This window comes from Vibrio sp. 2132-1, from assembly GCF_033344315.1.
On sequence record NZ_JAWPON010000013.1, the window covers coordinates 19,580 to 38,514 of the forward strand.

14 protein-coding genes are annotated in these 18,935 nt (G+C 43.5%); 6 read left to right on the plus strand and 8 right to left on the minus strand.

Going from position 1 to position 18,935, the window contains the following annotated elements; genetic code table 11:
• Window positions 1-148: 148 nt before the first annotated feature.
• Both R8N47_RS15450 and miaE read left to right on the plus strand, forming a co-directional pair.
• Complete coding sequence (locus R8N47_RS15450; protein WP_005378247.1) at window positions 149-913, plus strand: hypothetical protein; 765 nt, start codon at window positions 149-151, stop codon at window positions 911-913.
• A gap of 97 nt (window positions 914-1,010) precedes the next feature.
• Window positions 1,011-1,781 carry a tRNA isopentenyl-2-thiomethyl-A-37 hydroxylase MiaE gene (gene miaE, locus R8N47_RS15455; protein WP_064353786.1) on the plus strand — a complete coding sequence of 257 codons (771 nt, stop codon included), beginning with the start codon at window positions 1,011-1,013 and terminating at the stop codon, window positions 1,779-1,781.
• 125 nt (window positions 1,782-1,906) lie between these two features.
• Here miaE and R8N47_RS15460 read toward each other — a convergent pair whose 3' ends face one another.
• The gene (locus R8N47_RS15460; protein WP_064353785.1) at window positions 1,907-3,535 is read right to left on the minus strand and encodes a methyl-accepting chemotaxis protein; all 1,629 of its coding nucleotides are present in this window, start codon (window positions 3,533-3,535) and stop codon (window positions 1,907-1,909) included.
• Window positions 3,536-3,690: 155 nt separating this feature from the next.
• The gene (locus R8N47_RS15465) at window positions 3,691-3,957 is read right to left on the minus strand and encodes a hypothetical protein (protein ID WP_017634954.1); all 267 of its coding nucleotides are present in this window, start codon (window positions 3,955-3,957) and stop codon (window positions 3,691-3,693) included.
• Window positions 3,958-4,248: 291 nt separating this feature from the next.
• Here R8N47_RS15465 and R8N47_RS15470 point away from each other — a divergent pair, with 291 nt between their 5' ends.
• Window positions 4,249-5,577: a sphingomyelin phosphodiesterase gene (locus tag R8N47_RS15470; protein ID WP_064353784.1), complete on the plus strand. Its 1,329-nt coding sequence runs from the start codon at window positions 4,249-4,251 to the stop codon at window positions 5,575-5,577.
• On the plus strand, window positions 5,574-6,530 hold the full coding sequence (locus R8N47_RS15475; RefSeq protein WP_064353783.1) for a hypothetical protein: 957 nt from the start codon (window positions 5,574-5,576) through the stop codon (window positions 6,528-6,530). Before R8N47_RS15470 ends, R8N47_RS15475 begins: the two co-directional genes overlap by 4 nt.
• An 84-nt stretch (window positions 6,531-6,614) precedes the next feature.
• On the opposite strand, the gene trpS is transcribed toward R8N47_RS15475, so the two are convergent.
• Window positions 6,615-7,637: a tryptophan--tRNA ligase gene (gene trpS / locus R8N47_RS15480; RefSeq protein WP_064353782.1), complete on the minus strand. Its 1,023-nt coding sequence runs from the start codon at window positions 7,635-7,637 to the stop codon at window positions 6,615-6,617.
• A 601-nt stretch (window positions 7,638-8,238) separates the two neighbouring features.
• Here trpS and R8N47_RS15485 point away from each other — a divergent pair.
• Window positions 8,239-9,195: an AEC family transporter gene (locus R8N47_RS15485; protein ID WP_064353781.1), complete on the plus strand. Its 957-nt coding sequence runs from the start codon at window positions 8,239-8,241 to the stop codon at window positions 9,193-9,195.
• Window positions 9,196-9,239: 44 nt separating this feature from the next.
• Here R8N47_RS15485 and R8N47_RS15490 read toward each other — a convergent pair whose 3' ends face one another.
• The 4 genes from R8N47_RS15490 to R8N47_RS15505 all read right to left on the minus strand — a co-directional run bounded on the left by R8N47_RS15490 (window position 9,240) and on the right by R8N47_RS15505 (window position 16,290).
• Window positions 9,240-9,695 carry a MarR family winged helix-turn-helix transcriptional regulator gene (locus R8N47_RS15490; protein WP_064353780.1) on the minus strand — a complete coding sequence of 152 codons (456 nt, stop codon included), beginning with the start codon at window positions 9,693-9,695 and terminating at the stop codon, window positions 9,240-9,242.
• A 187-nt stretch (window positions 9,696-9,882) separates the two neighbouring features.
• Window positions 9,883-13,044: an efflux RND transporter permease subunit gene (locus R8N47_RS15495; RefSeq protein ID WP_054577971.1), complete on the minus strand. Its 3,162-nt coding sequence runs from the start codon at window positions 13,042-13,044 to the stop codon at window positions 9,883-9,885.
• A 2-nt stretch (window positions 13,045-13,046) separates the two neighbouring features.
• Window positions 13,047-14,186, minus strand: coding sequence for an efflux RND transporter periplasmic adaptor subunit (locus tag R8N47_RS15500; RefSeq protein ID WP_064353779.1), 1,140 nt, complete (start codon window positions 14,184-14,186; stop codon window positions 13,047-13,049).
• Window positions 14,187-14,652: 466 nt separating this feature from the next.
• Complete coding sequence (locus tag R8N47_RS15505; RefSeq protein WP_149191921.1) at window positions 14,653-16,290, minus strand: methyl-accepting chemotaxis protein; 1,638 nt, start codon at window positions 16,288-16,290, stop codon at window positions 14,653-14,655.
• Window positions 16,291-17,064: 774 nt separating this feature from the next.
• Between R8N47_RS15505 and R8N47_RS15510 the strand changes: the two genes are divergently transcribed.
• Window positions 17,065-18,054: a Solitary outer membrane autotransporter beta-barrel domain gene (locus tag R8N47_RS15510; protein ID WP_064353777.1), complete on the plus strand. Its 990-nt coding sequence runs from the start codon at window positions 17,065-17,067 to the stop codon at window positions 18,052-18,054.
• A 5-nt stretch (window positions 18,055-18,059) separates the two neighbouring features.
• Here the strand turns inward: R8N47_RS15510 and R8N47_RS15515 are convergent, their stop codons facing one another.
• Window positions 18,060-18,308, minus strand: a complete 249-nt coding sequence (locus tag R8N47_RS15515) for a hypothetical protein (protein ID WP_005378271.1) — start codon at window positions 18,306-18,308, stop codon at window positions 18,060-18,062.
• Window positions 18,309-18,935: the final 627 nt, after the last annotated feature.

Consider the following 18,935-nt stretch of genomic DNA (forward strand, 5'->3'; position numbering starts at 1 on the left):
AATAAATGACCGAAGTTCTATGATGTGACTTCTATCAGTAACTAAAACGTGGGAAAGACAAAATAATCAAACAAATAAGGTGCCGAGTAAGATAAGATTCATGTATTCTTTAACGCTAGCCGCAGAAAAGTAAAGCAGACGCAAAGATATGAATATTGGTTTAATAATCGCTTTGGTAGCCATCCTACTGGTGTTAATCCTAGGCTATAACATTATGTTGCAATATAAGGTTAAAGTTGAAACCGCAAAAAGGCAGGAATCAGCGCGATATGTAGCCTTGATAGATGGTACTGAAGAGTTGATTGGTCATGCGCACCATATCCCTTTTAGTAAAGAGCTGTTGCTGTGTCTAAACAATCGTATTCTTGACGCGCTAGAGAGCATGCATGAGCTGGACCCGAAGAACAAGCAACTTGCTCAACGTATCGAAAATATGAAGCAGCAGATTACGCAGCTAAAAGAGAATGGTCCTACTGGCGAGAGTACCACTTTCAAGATGCCGAGTAGTGATAAACAAGCTATCGTCATGCTTAAGCTGGTTAAACGACTTCGCGACACTATCCGTAACGAGCACAACAAAGGCCGATTGGATACCCAGACTTACGTCACCGAAAATGCGCGCTTGGAAACGATGCAAATTCGCATCAACATTGAAAATGTCATCAAAAGAGCAAACGACTCTATCGCTCGTGGCCAACCAGGCACCGCGCTTCAACTGCTGCGTAAAGGTATCGATGCTTTGAGCACTAAGAGCGATCCTTATTCTATTCAAGCGAAACAAAAGCTTGAAGAGATGTTGGGTGACTTAGATAAAAAGCGCCAAGATAAAAGCGATGCCGAAATGCAGCAGATTGCTGACAAAGAGCGTGACAATGACATGGAAGCACTCTTCGGCGAGAAGAAAAAGTGGTAACATTCACTTCAGGTCAAGAAAGGCTGCAATTGCAGCCTTTTTTCTATCCGCAAGACAACGGATATGCCCAGTAAAAATGTGAAGTACTAAAACTAAAATGATGAATCTAGACGCCTATCAAGATCTTCTTGCTCCCATTAACCAATTTCTGCAATGCAGTACACCTGATGAATGGGTAGAGGAAGCAAAGAAACCAGAGAACCTTCAAACCATTTTGTTAGACCACCTACTGTGCGAACTAAAAGCTGGCCAATCTGCCATGTTTTTAATTCGCAAGTATGCCGTTGACCAATCCAGTTCACATGCTTTACTTGACTGGTTTAAGCCCTACGAAGATTTTGCTTACCGTAACGTAGGCTCATTGGAAACTTTAAAAGGCAAGAGCAATATTTCTAAGTCAATCATGGCTAAGTCCGACTCACCATACAGCCAAGATTTGATCGATAAGATGGTGCTTTTGATAAAAGAGGAGTTACACCACTTTTATCAAGTTTTAGAGATCATGGAAAGTCGTGGAATTGAGTATAAAAATATTCCAGCAAGTCGCTATGCTAAAGGACTGATTTCGCATATGAAGACTCATGAGCCAGAAACGCTGATCGATAAACTCATCATTGGTGCGTACATCGAAGCCCGATCTTGTGAGCGTTTTGCCAAACTAGCACCACATATGGATGACGATATCGCAAAGTTCTACATTTCTTTATTACGTTCAGAAGCACGCCATTACCAGGATTATCTTGTATTAGCGGAGCAAATCGCAGGCAAAGATATCAGCGAGCGCATCGCCTACTTTGGACGTATAGAGGCAGATTTAATTTCTACGCCAGATACAGATTTTAAGTTTCACAGTGGTATTCCAGTCTAGCGAGCATATTCTCCCAAGGTTGAGCATACTCTGAACTTATATAGACAGAGAATAAATAAGCCGGACATTTCGTCCGGCTTATTTATTGTAGCAATGAGGTTAGGAATAAAGCTGAAACACAACAACTAGAGCTGGAATGAACCCATTCGAGTTTTCAAGTTGTGCGCTAGGCTACTAATCTGCTGACAAGCCACAGCCGTTTGTGAAGCTCCCTCAGCCATCTCTGTTGAAGCACTATCAATATGCTCCACGCTACGATTCAGCTCTTCGGATACAGAATTCTGCTCACTGCACGCCGTTGCGATTTGTGTACTCATTTGCGCTATGTTATCGACAGAATGTTCAATTTCTTTTATCTGGCTATCAGCATCATTAACTTGCTCAACACACTGAGAAATACCCTCCTGACAATCACGGCTTGAATGCCCTATTTTACTGCTGCTCTCTTGTAGTTGATTAACAATTTCCACAATTTGTGAAGTGGAGTCTTGAGTGCGTTGCGCCAGAGAACGAACCTCATCTGCCACAACAGCAAACCCACGTCCTTGTTCACCAGCCCGAGCGGCTTCAATTGCGGCGTTCAGTGCTAACAAGTTTGTTTGCTCGGCAATCCCGCGGATCACATCTACGACCACATTGATATTGTTTGAGCTCGATTCAAGCTCACGTGCCAGTTCATCTGATTCTTGGATCGTATGTGATACACGCTCAATTACTGCGATAGTTTGTTGTAACGTCACCGTTCCTTGCTTTGCCACTTCCGCAGCCGAATAAGCAGAGGTTGCGCCAACTTCGGTATTTTGTGCCACTTCACTTACAGCAGCTTGCATTTCTGTCATCGCAGAAGCCACCGAGCTAAGTTCAATTTGTTGATTTTGCATACCAGAAGCGGTCTGAGAAGAAATAGCACTCACTTCCTCTACTGCTGCCGTTAGCTGAATCGTTGAGTCATTAATCTCAGAAACCAACGAATGTAAGTTTGTTTGCATACCGACAAGCTCTTTGAGCAGCGTTCCTAACTCGTCTTTGCTCAATTCGCTTTCGTCGATTTGATTATTCAATTGACCCTTGGCGATTTTGGAAACGAATTCCAGTGCTCGATCAACAGGCCCGCAGATGACTCGAGAAAGCAACATGGCAGACATTACCATGACCAATGCGACGACAAGCGCACCAACAGCAGCGCTGTATTGTGTAAATGCCGCTTCACTTTGTACTTCTTCGCCAATCAAATTCACCAACTCATCGTTCAACGCGAGGGTATCATCCAAGCTGCTCAACGCTTTTGAGTAGGTATCGAAACTTGATAAAATTACATCATTTGCACTTTCAGCATCGCCTTGGCTTAGCAATACGTTGTAAGTCTTCGTTTCTTTGATGTATTGATTCCAAGTTTCTTTAAAAACGCTAAAGGACTGCGTTTCACGCTTATTAAGGTCGAGCTTTTCGTATTCTGCAATACCAGCCTGCACATCAGAACGCCATTGGTCGAGGCCTTTTAACCACTCACCAATTTTGGGGTGATTTGCGTTTGGCAATAAAGAGAACTCATCTTTACGCACTTTAGTAATATCAACTTGGATACCTTTCAAAATCGCAACAGAAGGTAAACTTTTATCTGTTAGCACTGAGATGTCTTTATTCAGTGTTAACAAACCTTGCACCAACATTACTGACACTAAACCAAACACGGCAAAAACGGTTAAATAACTAACCGATATTTTCTTTACGACACTTAAGTCTTTAATACGCATGCACTTTCTCCCCGCAGCCTTTCCAAACCTCTCACTTAAGTGAAAGCTTAACCTCTAAAACACACTGTTTTTTGCGCTCGATATCATTGAACGCTCTTATATACATCGGCTTGAGAGGTCAAATCTTGACCAGTAATTGATAGTTTTATCACATGCTATTTTAGAGATAGGCTCGCATGCTCCGTATTGTGTCTACATCTTTTCATGAGCGCTTCTCGGCGCAGATCCAAGATCTCATCGATGAGCTTTTCTTTCGCATTTATCCCAAAATGCTGGGCATAATTTTTTACTTTTGCTATCTCATTAGGTTGCAAGCGGTACACCTCTTTCTTTAAACGCGCTTCTGCTTCACTTCTAATCAAACCTTGCTCTTGTAACAATTTAATGATGGTTTCATCGGTTGGATTTACTGCTCTAGCCATGGTGCTCCATCTATCAATTTGAGTTCTAGCCATATAGCTAGATGAATGACGCCGCACAACTTATAGAGCAAAGATGACAGCTTGATTGCAGTGAATGCAATTCGTTGACTGTTGGTACTATTTTCCACCGCTTTAACGGCCACACACTCAATATCCCCATTCTCACCATTGAATAAAGATCACATTCTGATAACAATTTTCAGCGCTGGCTTAGATGTCATCCATATTTAACGTGCAAGTAACATTTATAAACAAGAATGATTGCTCTAGTTCAAATGATGGAAAAATAAGATGAAATTTTCGCAGTGGAGCCTTTTATTAAGTAGCTTGATAGCGTTACCCAGCATTGCAGATACCGACGTTTACCTAACGAATAACTCTGAGCAACCGTTAACTATTCAAGTAAAACATGAAGGCAGTGATTTGCTTCAATACGGAGAAGAATGGCAACAACATGTGCAGGTACTTGGTCCGTGGGAAACTAAATCTGTATTAAGCTTCAACCGCTGGGAGGGCGTGAAATCAAATCAAACTTACCGTTTTGAAACTGTGGTTTCTAGCCCCGAAGGTGAAAGCATAACACTCAATCAAATAATGGAAGGCCATTGGTACAATTCGACCATTGAATACGGCTTGTCCGCAGCCGATGTCGAGTTATCTCTCAAAGATGATCGTAACATTCATCGTGCCAACACTAACGCTTTTGGTACGAGAGAAACCGAACTGGCATTTAAGTCAGACAGTACCGCTCGATATGATGATCTTTACTACACCATCACGCCGAGCAAGGTAGCGGAGTCTGTCGACAACGAAGAACAAAACCTTAAGTTGATGACTTATAACATCTGGGCATTGACGGCTATTGCATCGCACATTGGAGATCGTTACGAACTGATTCCTCAACATGTAAAAGGTTACGATGTTTTGGCGCTGCAAGAGGTGTTTGCCAGCGGCCGTGAAGCATTCTTACGTGAGTTAGCCAAGGAATATCCTTACCAAACAAAGATGTTAGATAAAGAAGGCGTTAATATTCATGATGGTGGCGTAATCATAGTTAGTCGCTACCCTATCGTGAATGAAGCGCAATATGTCTTTCCCGATTGCTCTGGTACAGACTGCTTTGCCGATAAAGGCGTAAATTATGCGGAAATAATTAAAGGTGGTCAGGCTTACCATGTGTTTGCTACCCATACCGCATCTTTCGATACAGACACCGCCCGTGAGTATCGTCAGCGCCAGTTCAAACAAATCCGCGCACTCGCCCAATCTCTTGACATTCCTTCGAGCGAAACTGTGGTATACAGCGGCGACTTTAACGTAAACAAAAGAAAGTTCCCTGGTGACTACCAACAAATGATCGCTAACTTAAGCGCCATAGAGCCTCAGTACTCTGGTTACACGGAGTCAACCTTTGATCCCCGTATCAATAACTTCGCAGGTGAAGCGTTATCAGGTGGCGAAAACGTGGAATACCTTGACTATGTTATGGTGAGTAGTGAATACGGGGTGAAATCATTCAATGACAACCGTGTAGACGTGCCGCGCACAACCGCAGAGAGTTTATGGAAACACTACAACCTTTCTGACCATTTCCCAGTAAGCGCAACAATCAAGCCATGAAGAAAATCGCTTTGATAATCATGTCCGCCATTATGGCGGGCATGATATTTTTAACTTTCAATCACGATGTTCAAAAAAAAGAGCTCGCTTCCTCTCCTTCCCCTAAGACAAAAAATCAGAGTGTCTCCAGTACCTCACCACAAACAAGCAGCATCGTGCCCGATACGGATACTTCACCACAAACAACTAAGCTCCCTTCCACAGTTCAAATAACGACTGAGCGATTAACTCAACTCAAAGGCAGGAAACTTGTCGCTGAACTTGAGACGTTTTGGCAAGAGTGTATGTTGAACCGTAGTTGTGAAGAGCAGGTCGCCTTGTTTGAGGCGCATTTATCTTCAGCTCGATTCCAGCTTTTGGCGAACTACCCTCAGCTCAGAAGCCAATGGCAAGAGAGTGTAGGAAATTTGTTATTTGATGAGCAGCAATCACTGGCGTCGCGTATTGCACAGCTGAAGAACGAAGCAAGACGCATCTGGGGAGAATTGGCTGATGTTGTTTTCGCGGATGAGTTCGCGCTGTACGATTTCAACTTAGAAGCCCAAAAGCTGGACACTCAAAGCCCAGATAACTTTTTGCGAACTTTCGAACAACTCACCATTGACTGGCAAGAACATGCAGATGCTATTGGGCTAACAAGCGACCAGGAAAAATATGAGCGTGCGGTCACCCTGATTCCTAATAGTATGAGCCTACCAGATCGCTTGGCGATCATCGCAGAGCTTGAACGAACTTACTTAACGAAAGAAGAAAGTAAAAACATTCATGCTCGTCAGCAGCAAATTACAGAGCAAAAAAAACAAGTCAAAGATTACCAACAAGCATTACAACAACTTGAGTCCAAGCTAAGAACGCAAAGAGCTTCTAGCCATTCAAATTTGTCAGAACCGGAATGGCAAAGCTATTACCAACAAGAAGTCGCGGATTTTCGTCGTGAATTTTTTTCTTCTTAACAATGCGCTTTGACTGACTGAGAACTTAAAAAGGCACGTTGCTAACCAGCCGTCGTGCCTTATGTTCAACTCTCTACTTTTAATTCAGAACAAATTTAAACCAAATACATCTTTCACATCAAATAGCACTTTTTCGGTTTTCTCGCGAGAACGCTCACTACCTTGTTTTAAAATATCAATCAGCTGCGCTTTATCATTCAAATACATAGCGCGCTTTTCTCGAATAGGGCGAAGAATCTCTTGTAAGCATTCTTCTAACACTTTCTTGGTCAAACCATCACCTAACCCACCTCGTCGATAATGGTCTTTTAGCTGTTCGACATAATTTTTATCAGGATGAAAAGCATCGAGGTAGATGAATACAATATTCCCTTCGACTTGGCCTGGGTCCTCAATTTTCAGATGATTGGGATCGGTATACATAGATTTCACTGCCGCGGAAATCTCCTTTTCGGAGGCCCCTAAGTTGATTGCGTTCCCCATGCTTTTAGACATCTTATTTTTACCGTCAGTACTCGGCAAACGAGGTGCATCGCTAAGTAATGGACGGCATTCTCTAAGAACCTCTTTTCCACCCAGATGGTTTATTTTTCTCACGATTTCATTAGTTTGCTCTAACATCGGCAGTTGGTCATCACCCACTGGTACTAGCGTCGCATGAAACCCCGTAATATCAGCAGCTTGAGAAATTGGATACGTTAAAAAGCCTGCGGGAATAGAGCGTTCAAAACCTTTACTTTGAATCTCATTTTTAACCGTAGGGTTTCGCTCTAATCGTGCGATAGAAACAAGATTACTGTAATACATTGTCAACTCGGCTAACGCTGGAATTTGAGACTGCAACGTGATCGTCGTTTGAGCGGGGTTGATACCAACAGCCAAATAATCTGCAACGACATTGAGAATATTAGAGGATACCTTTGATGGGTTATGCGCGTTATCCGTCAGCCCTTGCATGTCCGCAACCAAGATCGTTTGCTCGTGCTCCGTTTGCAATTTGACTCGTTGTTGCAATGAACCAATATAGTGCCCGAGGTGTAATGGACCTGTTGCTCGATCTCCGGTAAGTATAATTTCACGCTGAGATGTATTTTTATGGCTATTCATATTTGTCTCCAAGTATTTAATAGATCGCTACTGGAGATAAAAAGATCAAACACTCTTAGCTACCATCCAGCAGCTTAAGAATGTAAGTATTCCGCGCCGCTCTATTTAGAGCGCCACCAAGAGAAGGTTGTTAATGAAGGGCGAACGTGTATTTTCATGTTTTTTAAACTAACAGCACACACCGCAGAACTCAATCTGTTTTGTACTGAATTAGTGTGAGTGTTCCAACAGCCAATTAAGAGGATTACATTGGTAAAGACATCGCAATGACCAAAACCGCACCAAATACCGAACCAGAGACAAACGCACACAGTACAGTTTTGTTGTGTTTCCTTTTCATTGATGAACTCCTATCCATAACTACGATGACCAGCCCTCACATCTAATACGCATGTGGATGCATCACGACAACGAGTTAACCAACATATCGCACGTAGGACCAGTACCGCTTTGTTAAATTGGGACCTCGTCCATAACTTGGAGTGTAAATGACTCCGGAACCTACAACAGAAGAAAATTTCATCACGTTACTGTCCTACCCTCCGGGTTTGTGGCTTAATAGGCAGCAGGAACACTTTTTTCTTTTACTGCGGATACTTACATGGAAGCTGTTTTACATCAGTTGCAATTCTCTTTGTCGATAACCGGACCTATCTGTTTGATGTTGATACTTGGCGTTCTTTTTAAGCGCTTTGGTCTAATCAACGATAATTTTATCGAAGTAGGCTCTAAACTGGTGTTTCAAGTTACCTTGCCTGCAATGTTATTTGTCAGCATTGTGGCTTCAGAACACGACTTTTCCGCGGCAAGTGGATTCGTCAATTTCGGCGTCATCGCTAGTATTTCGTTTTTCATTTTCACCTACCTTTCCGTCAAACTTCTGTTCAAAGCATCGCCTGACCAAGGCGTTCTCATCCAAGGTGGGTTCCGAGCAAATACAGGTATTATTGGTATCGCTTACGTTGCCAATGCGTATGGTTCTCAAGGTGTGGCGCTAGCAGCGCTCTATGTCGCGGTCACCACATTTATTTATAACGTCCAAGCGGTAATTTGCTTATCGCCCAAGGGGGCAACGTCTGCCTCGCAAGCAGCAAAGATGATGGGCCGAACACTGACTAGGAATCCGCTTATAATCTCCATTGTTCTAGGAATGACTTTTTATTTACTCGCTATTCCAGTACCGAATGTGGTTATTGACGCAGGAGACTACTTGTCCAAAATGACATTGCCTTTGGCGCTGTTGTGTACAGGTGGCTCACTTGACTTTAGCTTGATGAGAAAAGAGAAAGGTCCATCTTGGTTTGCGAGCAGTTACAAGCTCATCGTAGCGCCAGTCATCATCACCATGGGAGCTTACTTAGTAGGATTTCGAGGAATTGAGCTAGGTATTCTTTTCTTTATGAACGCCTCTCCAGTCGCTGCTGCCAGCTATGTCATGGCGCGTTCCATGGGAGGCAATGCCACGTTAGCTGCAAATATCATCGCACTCACTACGGTGCTTTCTACCGTGACCTGTACGTTGGGCATCCTATTTCTTAAGTTCTACAACTTAATATAATTGGTCCGCGATAAAATAAAGACGCTAAACGGCATTGATGTAAGTTACTGGTCGTGATTCGCAAAAGTGAGCTTTCTTACCAGACGAAAAAATTCACTCGCTTCAGATTCCGACAAACAAGAAAAAAACTCTTTCTGTAAATTCGTCATGATTTGATGAACTTGCTTTAAAGCATTTGCCCCCTTTTTTGTCATGCTTAGCATTTTAAGGCGCTGATTCGATTTACTTTTAGAAACTTGAACAAACCCTCTCTTTTCCAGATTGTCCACCATCCGCTTTGCTACACTTCGCTCAGTTCGAACCGCATCAGCCAACGCTTGCTGGCTCATAGGTTGAAATTCTTCTAAAGCGGCCAGTGCACTTGCCATTTCTAGTGTCATCAAATTTTGCCGAGAGAGCTCGGCTTGGGCACGATTGCGGTACATGCGCTGCATCACACCGCAGACAAACATAGGGCTTTGATCCAAAACGGAAATTGGGGAAATTTTCTGATCTTTCATCGTCGTTTTTCTTCTTTAGGCTTTCATTCGGTCGAAAAGACTGTGCTGATACTGCACACAACACGCCGTCTTTCAGGCTCGCGTCATAGACGGTAACCACCAAGTGAAAACATAAAATAAAGAGCGCCGAAGCGCCCTTTAATCGTGTTAATTATCACTAGTATAACTCAGTTAAAACAACCAAGTCCTACTCGCTTTGCTGACTGGGTTTAGTGCTGGTCTCAGACAACTCTGCCTCCGACTCTTTTCTCGCACGTCGATCAAACAATCGCTCAACCACTACAAAGAAGATTGGGACGAAGAATATACCCAATATCGTGGCACTGATCATGCCACCAAGTACGCCGGTACCTACTGCGTTTTGACCTGCCGATCCCACACCTGAACTGATAGCAAGTGGTACCACACCCAAACCAAAAGCAAGCGATGTCATGATAATTGGGCGCAGACGAACGCGAACAGCATGTAAGGTTGCTTCGATAAGCCCAGCGCCTTTCTCATAGTAGTCCTTTGCAAACTCAACAATCAGAATGGCGTTTTTGGTTGCCAAGCCGACCGTAGTTAATAAGCTCACCTGGAAGAACACATCGTTATCCATACTGCGCGTCATTACCGCAAGCACAGCACCAAGCACACCAAGAGGAACAACTAACACCACGGCGAAAGGTACTGACCAACTTTCATACAAAGCGGCAAGAACTAAGAATACAACGAGGATAGATAGCGCATATAGCATTGGCGCTTGGTTTCCGGAAAGGCGCTCTTCATACGAAATACCATTCCAGTTCACCGTGAAACCTTCTGGTAGCTTTTCTACCATTGCTTCAATTTCTTCCATGGCTTCACCAGTACTTACACCAGGAGCTGCACCGCCTTGAATATTCATTGCTGGCAAACCATCAAAGCGCTGCAAAAGAGGAGAACCATAGGTCCACTCGCCACTCGCAAAAGCAGAGAAAGGCACCATCTCTCCCTTAGCGTTGCGTACGTACCATGAATCGAAGTCTTTTGGCTGCATGCGGTATTCCGCATCACTTTGCACCATCACTTTCTTCACACGACCGCGGTCAATATAATCGTTAATGTAAGCCCCGCCCCATGCAGCTGACAGGATTTGGTTTACGTCATTGATACTGACATCCAAAGCACGAAGTTTGACGTGGTCAATGTTCACTTTGTACATTGGCGCATCTGCCTGACCGTTTGGACGAACACCGACAAGTTTCGGGTTTTGTGCAGCCATGCCCAGAAGTTGCCCTTGAGCCGCAACTAATGCATCGTGCCCTTTATTCAACGAGTCTTGGAGATAGAAATCGAAACCTGTCGAGTTACCTAGCTCTTGAATCGCTGGAGGGGCGAACGCAAACACCAAAGCTTCTTTAATGGTAGAGAAGTACCCCATCGCTCGGCCCGTAATGGAAGCCGCATCAGCGCCAGGCGCTTCACGCTCAGACCAATCTTTCAGGCCGATAAATGCCATCCCCATGTTTTGGCCTTGACCTGCGAAACTAAATCCAGCAACGGAGAAGACAGACTTTACATTGTCTTTTTCGTCTACTAGGTAAAAGTCACGCATTTTCTCAAGTGTTTTTTCCGTCTGTTCTTGTGTTGAGTTAGGCGGCAAAATAGCCATTGAGAATACTGTGCCTTGGTCTTCATCTGGCAAAAATGATGTTGGAAGGTTCATAAACAACCAGCCAGCACCTGCACTCATTGCCAAAAATACAACCAACATGCGACCTGTGCGTTTTAGAAGTTTGGCAACGCCGGTTTCATAGCCTGCTGTCATCGCATCAAACTTGCGGTTAAACCAGCCAAAGAAGCCTTTCTTCTCTAGAAGCTCAGCATCGCCTTTTTTCAGCAACGTAGCACACAATGCCGGAGTCAGAATTATCGCAACCAAAACGGAAAGCGTCATAGCCGCCACAATAGTTATCGAGAACTGACGGTAAATAACCCCGGTAGAACCAGACATAAACGCCATAGGGACGAATACCGCTGAAAGCGTCAAACCCACACCAATCAAGGCACCAGTGATCTGCCCCATCGATTTTTTGGTCGCTTCTTTGGGCTCTAAACCATCTTCATGCATCACACGCTCGACGTTTTCCACCACAACGATGGCATCGTCCACCAGCAAACCGATAGCCAGAACCATCGCGAACATGGTTAACGTGTTTACGCTAAATCCAGTCGCGTACAAAATAGCGAAGGTTCCGAGCAATACGACAGGCACTGCGATCGTTGGAATGATCGTCGCACGGAAGTTCTGCAAGAACAGGTACATGATTAAGAACACAAGAAGAATGGCTTCTAATAGCGTTTTAACCACTTCTTGAATCGAGGCTTTGACGAATGGCGTTGTTTCAAATGGGTAAGCAATCTGCAACCCTTCTGGGAACGTTGCACTCAGTTGTTCTAAACGCTCTTTCACCGCATTGGCTGTCTCAAGCGCGTTTGCGCCAGTACCTAATGAAATACCTAACCCCGATGCTGGGAAGCCATTATATTGGCCTCGAATATCATAACTTTCTGCACCACGCTCAACGCGAGCTACATCTTTCAAATAAACATTCGAACCACTGGCGTCGGACTTAAGAATGATGTCTTGGAACTCTTCTACACTGCTCAAACGACTTGCAGAAGAAATCGTAGCATTCAACAACTGACCTTCCTGCGCAGGTGCCGCACCCAGTTGACCTGAAGAAACTTGCGCGTTCTGTTCACTGATCGCGTTCGCTACATCGATTGCGGTCAAGTTGAACTGCGTAAGCTTAAATGGATCCAGCCAAACTCGCATCGCATACTGCGCACCAAACGCCTGCACTTGTCCTACGCCAGTTACACGACTTATCGGGTCTTGAATATTCGTTACAACAAAGTCGCCGATATCGTTTTCTGTAAAGTCAGGATCTTCAGAATAAACTGCGACAACCATGAGAAATGCCGTATTGGATTTATTGACGACAATACCTTGGTTTTGTACCTCCATCGGCAATGAAGTCAATGCCAATTGCAGTTTGTTCTGCACCTGTACTTGCGCGATATCAGGATCAGCTTCGCTATCAAACGTCAGGGTAATTGTCGCATTACCAAATGCATCACTGCTCGAGGATAGGTAGCGAAGGTAATCTAATCCTGTCATGTTTTGCTCGATAACCTGCGTTACCGAGTCTTCAACGGTTTTTGCTGATGCACCTGGATAGCGAGCACTGATGGTGATCGTCGTCGGTGAAATCGTTGGGTATTGCGAGACGGGTAAATTGAATAATGACATTACCCCCGCCAACATCGTTAGAATCGCGAGAACCCAAGCAAATACCGGACGATCGATAAAAAATCGTGCCATGATTACTCCTGTTCACCGTTTTGGATAGTTACCGAACTGCCTGGCCCTATCTTTTGTAAACCGGCGGTAATGACTTTATCACCCGCGTTCAAACCATCAATAATGCGCCATTGGCTATTGATCGCTTCGGCAGTCTTCACTGGTTTCGCTTCCACTTTGTTCTCGCCATTAACCGTCATCACTGTCGCTTTACCTGTCGCATCACGAGATACCGTATTTTGTGGTATTAGAATCGCATCAGGGTCGACACCAGTAATGACCGTCGCACGAACAAACATTCCAGGTAGCAACAAACCGTCAGGGTTTGGGAATTCGGCACGAAGCGTCACGCTGCCCGTACTTTCGTTCACATTGACCTCAGTAAATTTCATTGTGCCTTTGTGTTCGTAAGTGCTGCCATCTTCAAGCATCAATGTAACTTGCGCAGAGTCATCTTCTTGCATATGGCCTTGGGAGAGTGATGCTTTCAAACGCAGCAGTTGCGCGGATGATTGCACAATATCAACATTGATAGGGTCAAGCTGCTGAATGGTCGCTAATTTGGCAGCTTGGTTAGCCGTAACCAACGCACCCGCTGTCACACTCGATTTACCGATCACCCCGCTAATCGGAGCTTTGACTTGCGTATAATCTAAGTTGATTTTTGCTGTGTTGATCTTGGCTTTTGCGACTAGGACCTGCGCTTTCGCTTCTTTGTATGCCGCTTCTGCTTCATCCAAGTCTTGTTGGCTGATGGATTTTTTGGTGATCAAGGTTCTGTAACGCTTCACCGTGGCATAGGTCGACTCTGCCGCAGCTTGCGCACGGATTAATTCCGCTTCAGCGCTCAGCAAATCCGCCTGAAATGATGAATCATCAATTTGATATAGCGACTGTCCTTGTTCAACAAGGCCACCTTCAACAAAATTTCGCTCCGAAATAATGCCAGTGACTTGCGGACGAACTTCCGCTTCTTTGAATGCTCGGCTACGACCCGGCAACTCTACTGTCAATGCTTGGCGCGTTGGCTGCACTGTTAACACTTCTACTTCGGTTGCGGGCGCAGGCCCCCCTCCTTGGCTCGATCCTTCTTCGCTAGGTTGACATCCAACCACAAAAAGGCTCGACGCAATCAGCAGAGATAGCGTGGTTTTACGTCTCATGAATTTTTCTCTCTTATCTACCGACAAGCCTTCAAGATTCCTTATTAAAAGCTTCTAGAATGACTTAATAATGACTAAAGGATGTATATCCAGAACAAATTAATTAGGATGATAAATACCCAGTGTTGTACATACAACAAAATTTACAGTTCTATACGCTTACGAAAAACGTTTATGGTAAAGGTGTTATGAAGTTCTCAAATTTGAAGATTTTGGGTTGGAAATCACATTTTCCTGTGTGCAATTGCAATGGTTAAAAAGCAGCAAAAGTGATGATAAAAGCATCATCACGCTGTACAGAGTTTGTTACCGCTGTCTAGGGTTATTTGCCCACTCTGGTATACGAACTAAAGTGAGAAAGGAATGTAAATATAGTCGAAATTTCACAAGTCAGGTTCGCCACTTATCTAAAAAATAACCCGCTAAGAAGCGGGTTATTTCGTCAGTGAGATTGCTGTTCTCAAGCTTATACTTTGAACTGACTGACCTGATGATCTAAACGTTGAGTTTGCTCTGACAACATGGCTAAAGAAGCTTGCGCTTGGTTTACGATTTCCACAATTGAAGTGCTACTGTCTGCAATGCCTTGTACGTTGCTATTTACTTCGTCACTTACTGTACTTTGCTGGCTCGCAGCCGTTGCAATGTGTGTATTCATCTCGTTCATACGTGAAATCGCGTTCAAGATTTCAGAAAGGGATTCACTCGCTCGGCCAGCGGACTTGATCGTTTCATCACTGCTATTTTGGCTACCGCGCATCACTTCTACAGCTTGTCCTGCACCAGATTGTAGCTTTTCAATCATGGTTTGGATTTCTCCCGTACTCTGTTGCGTACGACTGGCTAAAGAACGAACCTCGTCCGCTACGACAGCAAAGCCTCGCCCTTGCTCTCCAGCGCGAGCCGCTTCAATGGCTGCGTTAAGCGCTAATAAGTTTGTTTGCTCGGCAATACCACGAATTACATCCAGTACGGACGCAATGTTACTCACATCATGATCCAATGTGTTAATGACGTGGCTTGCGCTTTCGATTTCACTTGCGAGGCTACGAATTGAGCTAACCGTTTGATCCAAAATAACATTGGTATTGGTAAGTTCATCATTCGCTGTTTGGCTCGCAACCGCAGCTTCGTTAGCGCTATCGCTTACATTTCTGCTGGTGACTTGCATTTCATGCACTGCCGCCGCTACCGCCTCGCTATCTTTTTGCTGAGAAACGGTCGAATTCGCGATGGTCGTGGTCAACGAGCTAAGATTTGCCATTTCGTTACGTAAGGTATTTGAGCTTTCAATTACCTGAGCGACTGTCATTTGAATTTTGGACACAAACTGGTTAAATGCGTCTGCTAAATTGCCAATTTCGTCTTGTGTTTTTACATCGATTCGCTGACTTAGATCACCTTCACCGGACGCAATTTCTGTCATCGCATTTTTAATATTATTGATAGGCTTCACAACCGTTTGCAACAACAAAAACGCCATCGCAATAGCGGCCAGAATAACAATCACAATGCCCGCTTCAAGAATGAGTTCTGCTCTTGTTGCAGCCGCTGATATTTCGTCCTTCAATTGGCTTTGCTTTTCTTCTATTGCATCTTTTACAACGTTAAGCTGCGCTCTAACCTCGATAAATTGGTCTTCAAAGGTATGTTTGTGCTCATTGTAGTAACCACGCCATTGAGATTGAGGTAAACGTAGCATCGCCTCATAACTTGCTAACCATTTTTCACCCAAAGAGACAAGCGTTCGAACTTCATTACCATGTGTAGAAGGCGTCACACCGGCTTGCGATAGCTCAATCATTTGTTCCATACGCGGCAGCGCTTTGTATGCGTTGTCTTTGTATTCACCGATGTGGTGATCAATATCGGTTTGAGTATCAGAAAGAGCAACACCTTGGATTGCAGATGTAGCTTGGTAAAGATCGCGGTAAGCATCCTCAATCGTTAATAAGTTCGGCACGATCCGTTCGTTGAGTGTCTCACTCAATTCAGATTGCTTCCAACTTGTCATAACGTTTAATACAGAGCTCACAATAAACAATCCAATAATCAATGACAGCGGAATCACTATCTTCTGCTTGATCGTTAAGTTCTGGAACATGAATAGACTCTCTTTATTTATGGTATACAAACTGCCGGAAATTATATCAAACAAATAGAGTATACTATTAGGTAAAAGAGGCTATTCAACATGAAATCTAATGACTTTTTGACAAGGGTTCTAATTTCAACAATTAGTTGATTTTATACAAAATTTAACAAAGAGATCTTTTCAAAAGATGCAAATTAAAATGCTCTTTCAAAACGAAAAATATGTAACAGAAAGTGAATTAAAAGGGACCACATTTTGAAGAATAGATCGACTCAATGATTTACTGAGAACACATACAAAACACAGTTCTTGGATTGAGCACCACCGCGGAATATGCAAAGGTCCGAACATTTCTTCTAAAGCTCAAAAAAAACATTGTTTATCTGACGTATTTAAGGGTACTCCTTGATGATGTTAGTCGTGATGTTGGCAGACAGGATGCTTACAAGTTTTCGAAGTTAACCAGTAGCACAGTGAACGATTCAGATTTTCTTGAGCGCCAAGGCAATAAAAAAGTTTGCTATTTTCCTCTCAAGAGACGCATTAAAGAAAATAATGCAACCTAGTCACAAAGTCTTGCTACATCTTCAGAAAAGAATGATGTTGCTAAACAAATCTGGTGCAGCATACACATTGAAGCTAAACTCGTTTAAGGAACTTTTTCATATCAATATGAGAAAACATAGATTTCTCAAAGTTACACCGACCATTCAACGATTAAACTAATGTTAGCGTACCGGTACGTCCAAAAACTCCATGCATGAACCATTTGAAAGAGCCAAAATGTTCCAACCCAACTTCGCCTCAGTGGAGTGGCGAGTCGTTTCGCTCGCTCTCCTACTCTCTCTTCCTAACACAGCTCAAGCGGATCCACTAGATAAGGAAATTAGCAACCTTCTCCAACAACGTTTTTCTATCGCGGTTTTGCTGTCCGATACTGACGCAATTGCGTTTGGTATTGGCGACTTTGATCCGAATGCATTATTTGATACCGCCAACCCAGAGTTCGGGACTGACGAGTCAATCAATGAACGTCGAAGCAAATCCGTATATGTTCTCCCTTACACGACTAACTTTGACATAGAGGGCAGCGAGGACTTACATGAGCTGTCGTTTAAGGCATTTACGATACAAACAGAGAATGATCTCAAACTATTCGGCACAAGTAAGGATCTTCTCAAGGAAAGGACATACGGTGCGTCGATTGGTTATGGGTACCTATACAAAGCAAGTGAAAACGTCACCCTTAGCACCAGAACGACGACTCACCTTATGCGTTATGAAAACTCATTCTCTACCGATAATAAACTTTCCTCCATCATTGGAAGAATCCTAGACGGCCGTGCCGTTAACGTTTCAGCATGGGCGGCAATAGTTCAACCATCCATTAAAGCCAAATACACGTCTCCCACAAGTTGGGGGAAATGGCATGCCAGTTCGACATTGAATTCATTCATGGGGCACAGCTGGGGAAGCGCAAATAACGTCAATATAGGCAACCCTAAAGGTTGGTACCTATCTAATGAAATCACCGGTTACTACAATATTTATCACGGTGAGCAAGCTTTATTTACCGGGATTAAAAGAGTCGACCTTTCGCATGATTTAAGCGATGAACTGGGAAGCCCGCATTACTACGAAGCTTCTATAGGATGGCTATTTTATGCACCAAAGCCCTTTGATTGGTTAGACAATTTCGGCATAGGCGTTAACTTCAACTACGGCTCGACTCTCAGAGGTGGCAGCATTCAACTTTACTACAACAAACAATAACGCTGTCAGTACAGGAACCAGTTGGTAGCATATATAACAAGAAGAACTAGAAGACACAAAAGGAATGGCAGAGTTAGCGTCTTCGCAAACTTTTTCATGAGACTTGGGTTATCAAACACTACACCTTCCGCTTCTCTTACCCTTCGCTCTTCGTCAAAATGCCATTTAATGGCTAAGTAGGCTCCTATCCCTAATACAATAAGCTTAAAAGCTCCAGCAAAGTAAGGAAAGAAATTAGCCCAACTGTCGTTCATTATCCATCTCCATCAAATTCAATATCAGCTTTGCGGTGGCAGAATCCAAAGTTCATGTAGAATGCCCCCCTCAAAGTCAGACTCTCTGGCTAGCGCCAGTCTACTGCTCGAGATAGCTGTCCACAACTCTCTTTACCAGATCGGCATTTATTAATTATTTAATAAATAACAAGAAAGACACTAGCACACTTGCTGAAAAGTAAGTGTCAGTTTGGATTGAAACTCATCAGGAATCGAAAATGGTCCGCAGTCGACTTGTTGATCTAGTGAAAACCGAATTACCTAGCGCCAAATCGTTCGCTAGTATAAAAATGTAGCCTATCGCACTTCTGGTCGAGTGCTAACGAACTTATGATGCACATGTCATTAGCAGTGCAATTTTAAGTTTATCAATTAGCTAAAGTTTCCCACCTTAACTGCCAGTAAGTTTGCTGTGTTTGAGATGATCTCGACATGACTAGTGTATAAATAGTATGGAGGTTCAAAGTGAAGGCAAGGCAATTTTCCTTACTAAAAATATTGTTTTTGTAATTTTATTTCAGGATTATCGAAACCATCATAAGGATAATTCGAACTAATCTTAATCCATGCTCCTTCAGTTACATTTGCTTTCTTTTACTCACTTCT